Origin of the sequence: Aquiflexum gelatinilyticum (genome assembly GCF_024741135.1) — a bacterium.
Taxonomy (GTDB): domain Bacteria; phylum Bacteroidota; class Bacteroidia; order Cytophagales; family Cyclobacteriaceae; genus Cognataquiflexum; species Cognataquiflexum gelatinilyticum.
On record NZ_JANSUY010000010.1, the window covers coordinates 156,111 to 169,263 of the forward strand.

Genomic DNA, 13,153 nt, shown 5'->3' on the forward strand with positions numbered 1-13,153 from the left:
GATTATCCTCACTTAAAAAAACAACCAATCATTTCCACATTAAAAAGTAAATTTGATATTTAGGTCAGAATTAGAAGATAGAATATATATGGAAGGAACAAGTTTGACTCCCCAACAAGAAAAAGTCAATGCACTTCGGGAGATATTGCCGGAGGTATTCAGCGAGGGTAAGGTAGATTGGGAAAAACTGAAAGCCACACTTGGGGAAAATATCAACTTTTCAAACGAACGCTATGTATTGAATTGGGCTGGGAAAAGCGATGCCTTTAAAGTATTGCAGACCCCTTCAACCAAAACTTTGATTCCTGCCAAAGACGAGAGTATCAACTTTGACCAAACCCAAAACATTTTTATAGAAGGAGAAAATCTGGAAGTGCTCAAAGTACTTCAAAAAAGCTACTTCGGAAAAGTGAAAATGATCTATATAGATCCGCCTTACAATACTGGAAATGATTCTTTTGTCTATCCGGACAAGTTCAGTGAAAGTAAAGCCGACTATGAAAAGCGTGTAGGAGACAAAGATGAAGAAGGCTTCCTGACCAAAGATGGTATGTTCAAAAAGAATAACAAGGAAAATGGACAATACCACAGCAATTGGCTCAATATGATGATGCCAAGACTTTATCTAGCCAAGAACCTATTGCGGAAAGATGGGGTGATTTTTGTTTCTATTGATGACAATGAAGTACATAATCTGCGCCTATTAATGAATGAAATTTTTGGGGAAGAGAATTTCGTTGAAGAAATAATCTGGAAAAACAAATATAATTCAGGGGCCTTAACAAAAGGATTTTCTAATATCCATGAATACATTTTATGTTTTAGCAAACAGGAACTTATAAACATTGAATCTCCCTTAGATGAGGAAACGATAAAAAAATACAATAAAGTTGATGACAAATTCCAAATTCGGGGAGGCTTTGTTACTCAACCATTAGCCACCGGCAGCAAAGATGAAAGGCCAAATTTGAGATATCCTATTGAATACAATGGAACTGTTATTTGGCCTGAGAAACAATGGATTTGGTCAAGAGAAAGAGTTGAAAAAGCTATTAAAAATAATGAAGTAGTATTTAATCAGGCAGGCGACTCCTATAATCCGCGAGTAAAACAATATTTGCGAGATGAAAAGGGAAAAATTAGAAAAGGGAAACCGATTTCAATTCTTGTTGGCCCATATAATCAAGAGGGTTCAAAAGAAATAAAAAATTTATTTTCGGAGAATGTATTTGGTTTTCCAAAGCCATCAAGTTTAATCAAATACTTAATGTCATTTACAACAAATGATATTGAGGAAACAGACGGTATTTATTTAGATTTTTTCTCAGGTTCTGGAACAACCGCCCACGCAATAATGGATTTAAACAAAGAAGACGGTGGAGCCAGAAAATATATCTGTGTCCAACTTCCCGAACTAACAGATGAAAGAAGTGAAGCCTTCAAAGCAGGGTATAAAACCATAGCAGATATCTCCAAAGAACGAATCCGTAGGTCCGCCCAAAAAATCAAAGAGGAAATCGACACTGAAATTAAAAAGCTATATTCCGAAATTCAAAAACTATTGGGTGAACTTCCTACGGATGAAACGTTAGAGAAAATCTCAAACCTTGAGTCCCAAATATCCAAATTAGAAAATCAGGACTTGGGTTTCAAGGTGATGAAATTGGAAGAAAGCAACTTCAAACAATGGCAGCAGATAGAGGGTCATGATGTCAAAGCCCTTGCCGAACAAATCAAAATGTTTGTTGATCCTGTTTCAGAATCTGCTATCATTGAAAACATGGTGTACGAACTGTTACTAAAAAGCGGAAAAGACCTGAACAGCACTATCTTAGAGAAAGAGGGCTATTTTGTAATCAATGACTATGAATTAATATTGATATTAGAAAAAGTAAATCAGGATATTTTGGATGAGGTGTTGACACTAAAACCAATAAAAGTGATTGCTTTGGATAGACTTTTCAAAGGCAATGATCAACTGAAAACAAATGCTGTATTGCAAATGAGAGATGCAGGGGTTGAATTTAAAACGATTTAATGATGACAAAGGAACAAGTAATAATGCTAATGCTCGATTTAGAATCTGACAGAATTGAGCGAACCATATCCTTTAGAGAAGATAAACTTGGACCGGCAGTTTGTGCTTTATCAAATGATTTTCCAAATCATCGAAAATCTGGATATATATTATTGGGTGTAAATGATGATGGTTCAGCAAAAGGGATTAAAATCAGTGATGAGGAACTCCAGAAGATTGGCAATATTAAATCCAACGGAAATGTATTACCTCAGCCTTCTTTAACTGTAAGCACAGTATTTCAAATTGACGGAGGGGATGTTGTTGTAGTTGAGGTCAGACCTTCATTGTATCCGCCAGTTCGATATGATGGTAGATGTTGGATTAGAGTAGGTCCCAGAAAAGCTAAGGCAAGTTTAGAAGAAGAACGAATCCTGATTGAAAGAAGAGTATCTTATGCAAAAACATATGATCTGGTACCTGCACTAGGTTCAACATTAGAAGATATCAGTTTAGAATTATTTAAAATCAACTACTTACCTTCAGCTATAGATAGAGAAACCTTAAGTGAAAACGGTAGATCTATTGAGGAACAACTAGCCTCACTTCGGTTTTACGACACAAAAGAAAAGTGCCCTACCAATGCTGGGATACTGATGTTTGGATTAAATCCTGAATTTTATTTACCCGGCGCATATATTCAATACCTGAAGTTTTCAGGACAAGAAATGACAAGTGACTTAGAGTTTGAAAAGAAGTTTTCTGGTGCTATGATAACTGGAATGGGACAGCTTGATGATTTTATTAAGGGCAACGTAGTCAAGGAACGTCCTATAAGAAAGGATTCATTTCAAGAAGAAAATGTCCGAAATTATCCATATTGGGCACTAAGGGAGCTAGTAATGAATGCATTAATGCACAGAAGTTATGAATCCAATGCACCAATTTATATATACGAATTTTCAAACCGAATCGAAATCATAAATTCAGGGGGTCTATATGGAGAAGCCACACCACAGAATTTCCCAAATGCCAGTGATTATAGGAATGTTGTATTAGCCGAGGCAATGAAAGTATTGGGTTATGTCAATAGATTTAATTACGGAGTAAAAAGAGCAAAAGAGGAGTTAATACAAAATGGAAATGGAGAACCAAATTTTGATTTGTCTTTAACTACAAAGTTTAAGGTTACAATTCCTATAAATCAACAATGGCTATGAGAACAATTACATTTTTCAATAATAAAGGAGGCGTTGGGAAAACAACAACAGTTTATCATGTTGCTTGGATGTTATCAGAATTGGGAATTAAAACCATTGCAATTGATCTGGATCCTCAATCAAATTTGACATCAATGTTTTTAACTGACGAAAGGCTTGAAAAAGTTTATGATGAAAACTTGCCTGTTACGATTTTAGATGCAATAAATCCAATTGTAAATGGTGACCCATCAGTTCCGGTACACATTGAGAATATCACAGACAATCTTGGGTTAATTCTTGGAAATCTTGCTTTATCTACATTTGAAGATAATCTCAGCGATGCGTGGCTCAAATGTTTGAATGAGGAAATTTATTCTTTCCGAATTACCAGTATTTTTAAAACTATCATAGATGAGGCAACCCGACGGTTTCAAGCGGAGGTTATCTTAATAGATGTAGGCCCCAACCTTGGTGCTATAAACAGAGCTGTGACAATTAGTTCTGATTATATAATCATGCCTGTAGCTTCTGATTTATTTTCATTGCAAGGAATAAAGAATCTAGGCACAACCCTCAATATTTGGAAAAGACAATGGAACCAGAGGAAACAACTTAGACCAATAAATCTATCCGTACCAATTCCTGAAAACAACACCAATCCCGTGGGATACATTGTCATGCAATACTCTGCTAAGGAAAGTAGACCTGTTAAGTCATATTTAAAGTGGGCCAATAGAATCCCAAATGTTTTTAGAGAATTTGTTTTAGGGGTAAACAATGAAACTATATCAAATGTCGAACTGGACTCTAATTGTATTGCTCTATTGAAACATTATAGGAGTTTAGCTCCTATGTCAATGGAGGCTCACAAACCAATTTTTCTTTTAAAACCTGCTGATGGGGCAATCGGAGCCCATGTCTATGCTGTGCGAAAAAGCTATGAGGAATTCAAAGCTTTGACTGAAAAAATACTTGAAAAATGCCCATGAAATTAACTTTTGAATCTAACCTTGCTTATCAGCAGGAAGCCATAAAATCAATTACTGATTTATTTAAAGACCAACTTTTAGAAAATTCCCTCAATAAATTTAACCTAAAGGAAGAAGGCACTTTGAACCTGATCAACGGATTCGGCAATAACCTGATTTTATCCGATGAACAAATCCTTGCCAACCTGCAAGGCATACAATCCGCCAATGAAATAGCGGTTTCTAAAAAGTTGGATGGCATGCACTTCTCCATCGAAATGGAAACAGGCACCGGAAAAACTTATGTTTACCTGAGGACTATCTATGAACTGAATAAACTTAATGGTTTCAAAAAATTTGTCATCGTAGTTCCCTCGGTTGCTATCCGTGAAGGGGTTTTGAAAAACTTGGAAATCACCCATGAACATTTTCAAACACTCTATGACAATGTTCCCATAAACTACCAAGTCTATGATGGAACAAAACCATCTACACTGAGAGGATTTACAACAAATAATAACATTGAAGTCTTGGTTATAAATATTGATTCCTTTGCCAAAGACATCAATATTATCAACAAACCCAATGACAAGCTAAACGGACAAAAACCGGTTGAATTTATCCAAGCTACCCACCCTATTGTAATCGTGGATGAGCCTCAAAATATGGAAACCGAAAAACGTAAAGCAGCAATTCAAAACCTGAATGCTCTTTGCACGCTCCGTTATTCTGCCACCCACAAAAACCAATACAACCTGACTTATAGCTTAAATCCTGTAAAGGCATACGATTTGGGCTTGGTCAAGCAAATAGAGGTTGATTCTATCATTGAAGAAAATGCATTCAATGATGCTTTTGTTTTTGTAGAATCCATCACCGCTACAAAATCCAAAGTATCGGCAAAGATTACCATAAACAGCAATGATAAAGGCGGAGTAAAGAAAAAGACCTTAACAGTAAACGTTGGAGATGATTTATATAAGCTTTCCAATGAGCGGGAAATCTATGCAGATGGGTATATTATAGAAGAAATTGACGCTACAAATCAATGCATTTCTATTTCCAATGGAAATTTACTTTATAAAGGAGACACCCAAGGTGGATTGACTTATGAGGTGATGAAATTCCAGATTAGGAAAACCATCGAAGAACATCTGAAGAAAGAAAAGCGCCTCAATAAATTAGGGATTAAGGTTTTGTCCTTGATCTTTATAGATAAAGTGGCCAATTACAGAACTTATGATGATTCCGGTAATCCCAAAAAAGGAAGGTTTGCAGAATGGTTTGAGGAGATATACAAAGAATTCATTTCAAAACCTGCATTCAAGGAATTGGATAGATTTTCTGTGGAAGAGACACACAACGGTTATTTTTCGCAGGACAGCAAAGGCAAAGTAAAAGACACATCAGGAGAAACCAAAGCCGATGATGACACTTACAATTTGATCATGAAAGACAAAGAAAAATTGTTGGGAATAGACAATCCCTTACGGTTTATCTTTTCTCATTCTGCTTTGCGTGAAGGATGGGACAATCCCAATGTCTTTCAGATTTGTACCTTAAACGAAACAAAATCCGATATAAAAAAGCGTCAGGAAATAGGACGGGGGTTAAGATTGGCTGTAGACCAATCAGGAAAACGTACTTATGACCCAAATGTCAACCGGCTAACAGTGATCGCAAATGAATCCTATGATGATTTTGCCAAAGCCCTTCAAAAAGAAATTGAGGAAGATTGTGGAGTTGCGTTTACAGGAAGAATCAAAAGAACAATAGATCGTACTCCTATCAAATACAGAAAGGGATTTGAAGCCGATCCAAGATTCCTGGAGATATGGGAAAAGTTAAAAAAGAAAACCACATACCGGGTTGATTACAAGACAGATGAATTGATTGTATTGGCATCAAAAGCTGTAAAAAATATTCCAGAAGTAAAAGCACCTTCTATACGCTCTACAAAAATCGGAATCACCATGACTGGTGAGGGAATCGGGACAAATTATGTTGGTCAAGGAATAGAAACCTATGACCGTCATACTTGGAAAATTCCTGATGTTTTGGGTTACATCCAAAGTAAAACTGAATTGACCAGATCAACTATAGAAGAAATTCTAAGCAAATCAGGTAGAATAGAAGATGTCCTTATCAACCCACAATTGTTTTTAGACTTATCTACCCAAGCCATAAACAGAACTTTGAATTCTTTAATGATTGAGGGAATCAAGTATCAGAAAATCGGTGGTTCAGAATATGAAATGGCTTTATTTGAAGCACAGGAATTGGAAGTGTATCTCAACAGTTTTTCCTTCAAAGTTTCCGATCCATCAAAAACAATTTATGAAGAATTTGTTCCCTTGGATTCAGGTGTAGAAAGTCAATTTGCAAAGGACTGTGAAACCAGTGATCAGATCAAATTCTATTTCAAATTACCCAATTGGTTCAAAATCCCGACTCCTATTGGGAATTATAATCCTGATTGGGCTTTGGTATTCGAGGATGATAAAAAAATTTATTTCGTTGCTGAGACCAAAGATACCGGAACACCAAATGTTGACTTATCAAAATTAGGTGGCGACGAGCAAATGAAAATCAAATGCGGCAAAGCCCATTTCAATGAGTTTGAAAACCTGGAATACAAAGTCGTAAATAAAGTCAGTCAGTTGATTGACTAATCTATACTCACCGATTTAGGTTTATTTCCTGTCCCAGCCAATGTCAGTGTCCCCACTGACATTTTTTTTGTCTTTATTTTTTATCCATGAGGATAAACATTGGAAAGAGATGTAGTCAAAAAGGTTCGATTTGTACCCTCCTCACCTACTTGAGTACCTTATTTTGGTACTGCAGTATGCTCAGAAGGTACTCGTGTATTCTAAAAGACTTCAGGGGTAATCTTTTTGAATACTGAAGTAGTCTTTTTTATTGCTTCAGTATTCTTTTTTAGTACAGGAGTATTCTTTTTGAGAACAGCAGTAATAAATTTTAATACAGCAGTAATCTGATTCAATACAGCAGTAATAAAATTTATTACACGAGTTATCTTTTTTGATACTGCGGTATTCTTTTAGTCTTTCTCTGTATCAAATTTTAGTACTCAACTATACTCCGAGAGTACTCGAGTATGCACCGAGGGTACTCGAGTACCTTCTAAAGGTACTGAAGGAGTATTTTAGGCTAGTGCAGTAGCCTTTTTACACAAAAAAAGGCCGGATCTTGCGATCCGACCTGGAATAAAGGGTAACCCACGACTCTTTTATATTTCCTCACTTGGTTTTGACTTCCTTTTTCCCTGTGCTTCAAACCTCTTGCTGAGGTCTTCATAGATGGTTTTGGCATCGGGAACATTCATTTTGGCTGCCATCTTCACCGAGTTGTAATAACTGAGTGAACCTTCAAATGTTTCAGACCCTGTTAGCATCACGGTGTCACTAAGGTTATTTTCAAGTTGCTGTACGGTACGGAAGATAGGAACCAGTGCAGAGTAGGCATCCCAGTCTTTTTCCAGTTCGGCGAGCTGTACAAATGACGGAAGAAACTGTGGATCAGAGACAGCATAATCCATGACCTTGCTGACAAAAGGTTCGGACCCATCTCCCATTTTGAGAAGTTTGCGGCGGTCTTCGGGGGTAAGGGCTTTGAGATAAGGCTTCAATATACCGTTAATGGTAGCTAGGGCATCTTTGACTGCTTGCAGTTCTGCGGGTGGGATGGTGATTGAGATTGAATTGTCCATGTTGTTTGTTAAAGTTTATGAGTTAAAAATACTTATCAAACTAAAGTAACAATGCAATTCAATCTTTCCTACTTAAACACTAGTCTCAGAAGCAACTTATCCGATTTAAACGTTTATACACGGATAATCAAAAAATTTCAATAAATTTAAACTTCTCTCTAGAGTTTGTTTGAATCATACAATTTACGACCCACTTTGTATCCCGCTTTCTCCCAACCACAATTGACGTTTACCCTCTGACGTTTAAAAAAAAATTCTTAACCTTCATTTCAAATGAAATCCGAAGAAGAACTTAACCGGGAAATCATTGCTATCACGCTCAAAATCCGGGAATATTCCCCAAAATTCCAGCATGGCCCGGGAGGGGATTCTGAGTCCGATACCAATTTGGATAGCAACCTAGAATACAACAAATACTTAGACAGTTACCTTGATTCTTTGAAACAGATTCTTAAAAAGTACGAGGAGAATCACAGGGAATAAGATTATCAATTAATTAAGTCCGATTTATTTGTTCCATCCTGTTCTGATTTTTTAACCTCACTGCTGAATATGTCCTAGCAAATGATTCTCAATCAATAACAGGTATTTCCTCCACCGTAATGGTCTTCCTTTTCCTGAAATCCAATTGGTGAAAAAGTGTGATCCTAAAGGAATTGATGGTGCGGGTTTCCTTGAGAAAGGGCTGCTGCTGTAAGATAAGCTGGTAAAGTACCGCCAAACTGAGGGTTTTGGAAGGCGAAATCAGTACTCCTGCCAAAGTCCTGTTCTGGTCAAAAAGCATATACCCTATTTCCTCCTTGTTATGGATAAAAAACTCATTGGCCACTTGCCAACGAAAATAAGTCTGTCTATTGGGTCTTCTTGCAATCGGACCATCTAATTGGATAAGATAGCGGTACCTGTTGGTCAAGAAAACTTCGGTTTTATCCAAAGCCGCATCAGTAAACAATTGTCTCCACCGATGCTCGATCCGGATGCGGTGGGTGAAATTGACCTTACCGGAAGAGTGGCTGTATTGAACCTGTTCATAAAGCCTGTTTTCATGCAGCCAGATCCGTTCTTGTTGGGGCACAAAAGTCCCAAACCAGGCATACCCTGCCGTAATCCTGAATCCTGTTTTGCTATGGTAGTTCATCCCCATCCTTGCCGCACTCAGACTGGAATTGAAAGGAATGATTCCGTTGGTACGGTGATTAAGGTCAAATCCATAACTCCACCTATCAGCAAATCTTCCGGTGTGGTTATAAGTGAACCAATATTGGGGTTTATTGGATTGGGCCTGAACCTGAAGCCCTACAAATAGAAAAATAAAAAAGGGGAAAAACATCCTTTTGGCCCTTTTCATTTTGGTACCTTTCTCGTCCATTGGTTTCATTGCTTCAGCTTGGGTATTGACCCGCTGAAACCAAGAAATAGACCCCAACTTCATGTACCCTGACCTTGGTATGTTTTTCACCCTTTTAACTAAATCCAAACCAAATATAAACCCACTATCTATTAACTACTAAATTTGTTAAAAGTACTCATTGAGGTTGACAAACAATCCCTGTGCTCCATTAGCACCGAAAGCATAATCAAGACCTAGATTGACCCTTTTCTTTTCATTGATCATAAACCTCAAGCCGCCTCCATATCCAAAGACAAAATTACTTGCCAGACTAATGTCTTCAGTTCTGCTGCTTGCGGTGGAGGTATTCACGAATAGTACACCACCCCACTTATTCTTTTCTCTTTGCAATGGAAACCTCCATTCTGTTTCTGCATACATAAGGTCTTCCCCCCTGATTCTTCCTTGTGTGTAAGGCCTTCCAGAACGGGCAAACATGTCCCATCCGATAGCAGGCAAAGCAAGGTAAGGCGAAGTGCCGCTTGTAACAAACCAACCGTATGTCCAAAAAGCCAATACATTACGGGCGCGGTTCTTATCCAGGTTGACATAGGTTCGGTATTCCATCCACAATTGGGAGGCGTTGGTGGTGCTTCCCAAAAACTCAGGAAAAGCCCTCAAAGAAACAGCGGCCAATTGACCGACATATGGGTTTACAACATTATCCCGGCTGTCAAAGGTGACATTGGCCGAAAGGCCTGATTGGGAATACTTTTCGGTATTGATTCCTTTTAGGGTTTGATACCGGTAGTGATGGGTTATTCTCTGAGGGTCGGCTTCAAGATCAAGCTGTTTGTCATTGATATTCCAAAAGATATCCAAATGGTAACCTATTCCATAAAACAGATTGGTCTGTTTGTGTCTTTTTTGGACAGTTTGATACAGCCTGAAATTATTAAATGACATCATTTCCTGTTTTTGAAACCCGGGATAGGGATTGTCCGAAGGAATGTCGTTTCCTCCAACCAAAGTACTTTTATCCAAAACGGAACCAAGACCATAGGTGGGTTGCGCATTGAGGTTAAAACGGATGTCAGTCAACAGATTGAATCTATCTTCATTGGTAAATGCATTGGCGCGGATGGAAGTAAATAGTTGATCTAACGTCGTATAATAGATTCCGGCCAATGCTGTCGAATTTCTTGTATTCTCCTCGGATCCCATATTCCAGTTGAACCCAGGCAAAACACCGAATAAAACACCCACAGTTGGGTTTGCTGCAATCACCGGTAAAATAGTAATATCCACTTTCTTTTCTTTTTTCTCTACTTTTTCGGGAGCCTTCTCTTCCTCTTGACCAAATGTAACTAGAGGTCTAAAAAAAAGGAAACCAAAAAACAATGCAACAGTAAGGGATTTTTTCATTTTTGGCAGGAATATATTTTTTGAATAAATAAATATAGTGGCATTGGATTTGGCATTTCAATTATTATTGCACCTATTAAAGCAATCATTGCAAGAATTGAGGAAAGCTTTGATAAATTCTTGAAAAGGCTTACCGGATCCTTAATTATCCCTTGATAAATCCCAACAAATAGAACATTTTGGGATAATCTTTTAAATCAAAGCCATTGTCAAATTACTTCTTGACAATGGCTTTGATTCCATATTTTTTCAAAGATCGGTGTAAGCAATCCCTTGAAGACCCGCGGCAAGGGGCTCCGATTAATTCTTATTCCGGTGAATTTCGTCCTAAACCTCCAGCAGAATAAGCATCTACAGTAGGAGATGCCTGAGAACCACGAATACGGGTGCCGGGCATAATCGGAAACCGTAGATCAAAGTTGACGATTGCGGAACCTATCTTGGCAAGGATCGAAGGATCACCTTCGGTCTTTGCAGTTCCGTCCTTGATCATATCAGCCAAAGTCTTGAGGCCCATCATTGCCTTCTCGAGGTCTTTTCGTTTAATCGTAATTGTCAGATCCGGATCAGGCAAAAGGTAACCTTGGATGTTGGTCATCGTCTCATTGCTCAATTCAACGGCGTACTTCTCACCATTGTCAGGTGTGATAAGATTGATACCATACTTCATGCCTTGGGTTTTTCTACCATCCATTCTGATCGCGAGGAAGTCGAGAAACTGGCCTGTTGTCATGACGCGGATCACATCCGGACTACTGGAATTTGGAATCGCTGAAGTCGGAATATCATTCCTTAATTCATATGCAGCAGCAAGGAAGCTATTTCGAAGACCAGGATTCTCCTGTTGGTAACCAAGCTGCTCAAAGGCGTCTGCCAAAAGATCTTTTGCATTTTGATTGTCCGGCTCTGCCAGGACAAGGCGGTTTAGTATCTCAGTGGCTAGTTTGTATTTACCTTCGGCAATCAGTTCTTTGCCCTTGTCCAATATTTTTTTGGAGCCTCCCATCATTTCCACATACAGAGGGGCCGATTCTTCAGGAGACAGAGAAATCAGGTTGGTTGGATTGCCGTCCCAATAACCCAGAAAACGCTGTATAACCGCACGCGCATTATTTTCGGCAGAGCCGTGATAGTCACGCGAATGCCATGCGGATTTTTGCAGACTCTGCGGTGGGGCATAAACGTTGTGGATCTGATTGATGGTTACGCCCTGATTGGCATGGTGCAGGACCTGATTGTTCAGGTGCGCATAAGCATCGCGGGCGTCGCGCAGTACTTCCCGGATGCGTTCGTTGCCCCAACGGGGCCAGTGGTGGGAAGCGAACATCACTTCGGCCTTGTCACCGAAAAGATATAAAGTCTCATTGATATATTTCGACCACCTTAGGGCATCGCGCACCGGTGCACCGCGTAGCGTGTAGATATTGTGCATGCCATGCTGTACATTCTCTGCCATCCACAAAGCCTTCAAGTCTGGAAAATATGTATTCATCTCTGCGGGTGCTTCGGTGCCCGGTGTCAATTGGAAGATCATTCGGACGCCGTCCACCATTACTTCCTCAATAGGCTTGGTGATCAATTTAGTAGGAGCAATCAGTCCTACCGAACCTGCTGAAACAGCATGCCCAAGGCCTTGGGTCACATAACCATACTCACTCCTTGGCAATAAAAGACCATACTGGTAAAACATACGACGGTTCATCGCATTGCCTGCAAATACATTCTCAGAGACAAGATGGTCCATAAAGCCATCGGGTGCAATGACCTGAACTCTCCCGGAGGATACATCTTCATCAGTTATCAGTCCACGAACACCTCCCCAGTGGTCACCGTGATTATGGGAATAAATGACCGTTGAGATTGGCAAGCCTTCACCAACATGCTCCTGAAGCAGCTTCCAAGCAGCCCTTGCTGTCTCTGCACTAACCAAAACGTCATAAGCAATCCATCCTTTTTTTCCACGGATGAAAGTGATCTGCGACAGATCGAGGCCCCTCACCTGATAAATGCCCGGAGTTACCTCATAGAGCCCATAGTTCTGATTGAGTTTAGCCATGCGGTGCAAGGAGGGGTGAATGCTACTATATTGTTCCTGTTCGTCGATGAAGTTATAGGCATCCATATCCCAGGTAACATGACCTTGATCGGCCATAATTTGTCGTACCGACATCGCTGCGATGAAACCCTTTTTGTTCTCTTCAAAATCACGTGTGTCGGAAAAGGGAAGAGAGTTCCTCGCTTCGTCGAGGATTTTCTTGGTGAATTCTGAAGGAGCCTTTCCCTTCGAATCAAAGTGGCCACTTACTGATAAATCCGATCCTGAAGTTTCGGCGTCTGAAGTTTCGGTACTCTGATTATTACAACTGATTTGGCTAAATAACATCACTATCAAAAACGGAATCAGTAGGGTTTTATAAACTGGTTTCATGCCCATAAATCTTTTATAAGTTTTTAAAATTTAAATAACCTCTAAATCTA

9 protein-coding genes are annotated in these 13,153 nt (G+C 39.1%); 5 read left to right on the forward strand and 4 right to left on the reverse strand.

Annotation, left to right across the window (positions count from 1 at the left end):
* Positions 1–88: 88 nt before the first annotated feature.
* The 4 genes from NU887_RS12350 to NU887_RS12365 are packed head-to-tail and all read left to right on the forward strand — an operon-like array spanning position 89 to position 6,859.
* Positions 89–2,038 (forward strand): site-specific DNA-methyltransferase, encoded by a 1,950-nt coding sequence (locus NU887_RS12350; RefSeq protein WP_258423691.1) that lies wholly within the window; start codon positions 89–91, stop codon positions 2,036–2,038.
* Positions 2,038–3,237: an RNA-binding domain-containing protein gene (locus NU887_RS12355; RefSeq protein ID WP_258423692.1), complete on the forward strand. Its 1,200-nt coding sequence runs from the start codon at positions 2,038–2,040 to the stop codon at positions 3,235–3,237. Before NU887_RS12350 ends, NU887_RS12355 begins: the two co-directional genes overlap by 1 nt.
* Positions 3,234–4,208, forward strand: a complete 975-nt coding sequence (locus tag NU887_RS12360) for a ParA family protein (RefSeq protein ID WP_258423693.1) — start codon at positions 3,234–3,236, stop codon at positions 4,206–4,208. The genes NU887_RS12355 and NU887_RS12360 overlap by 4 nt, the downstream gene beginning before the upstream one ends.
* The gene (locus tag NU887_RS12365) at positions 4,205–6,859 is read left to right on the forward strand and encodes a restriction endonuclease (RefSeq protein WP_258423694.1); all 2,655 of its coding nucleotides are present in this window, start codon (positions 4,205–4,207) and stop codon (positions 6,857–6,859) included. Before NU887_RS12360 ends, NU887_RS12365 begins: the two co-directional genes overlap by 4 nt.
* A 581-nt stretch (positions 6,860–7,440) precedes the next feature.
* On the opposite strand, the gene NU887_RS12370 is transcribed toward NU887_RS12365, so the two are convergent.
* Positions 7,441–7,920 (reverse strand): hypothetical protein, encoded by a 480-nt coding sequence (locus NU887_RS12370; protein ID WP_258423695.1) that lies wholly within the window; start codon positions 7,918–7,920, stop codon positions 7,441–7,443.
* 273 nt (positions 7,921–8,193) lie between these two features.
* On the opposite strand from NU887_RS12370, the gene NU887_RS12375 reads away from it, so the two are divergent.
* A complete protein-coding gene (locus tag NU887_RS12375; protein ID WP_258423696.1) occupies positions 8,194–8,403 on the forward strand; it encodes a hypothetical protein in 210 nt (69 codons plus the stop codon).
* An 88-nt stretch (positions 8,404–8,491) separates the two neighbouring features.
* Here the strand turns inward: NU887_RS12375 and NU887_RS12380 are convergent, their stop codons facing one another.
* From NU887_RS12380 to NU887_RS12390, 3 genes are all read right to left on the reverse strand, one after another.
* On the reverse strand, positions 8,492–9,379 hold the full coding sequence (locus NU887_RS12380) for a DUF2490 domain-containing protein (protein WP_258423697.1): 888 nt from the start codon (positions 9,377–9,379) through the stop codon (positions 8,492–8,494).
* A 57-nt stretch (positions 9,380–9,436) separates the two neighbouring features.
* Positions 9,437–10,675 carry a BamA/TamA family outer membrane protein gene (locus NU887_RS12385; protein ID WP_258423698.1) on the reverse strand — a complete coding sequence of 413 codons (1,239 nt, stop codon included), beginning with the start codon at positions 10,673–10,675 and terminating at the stop codon, positions 9,437–9,439.
* A 307-nt stretch (positions 10,676–10,982) separates the two neighbouring features.
* Entirely contained in the window at positions 10,983–13,103 is a 2,121-nt protein-coding gene (locus tag NU887_RS12390) for an alkyl/aryl-sulfatase (protein ID WP_258423699.1), read from the reverse strand.
* Between the last annotated feature and the right edge of the window lie 50 nt (positions 13,104–13,153).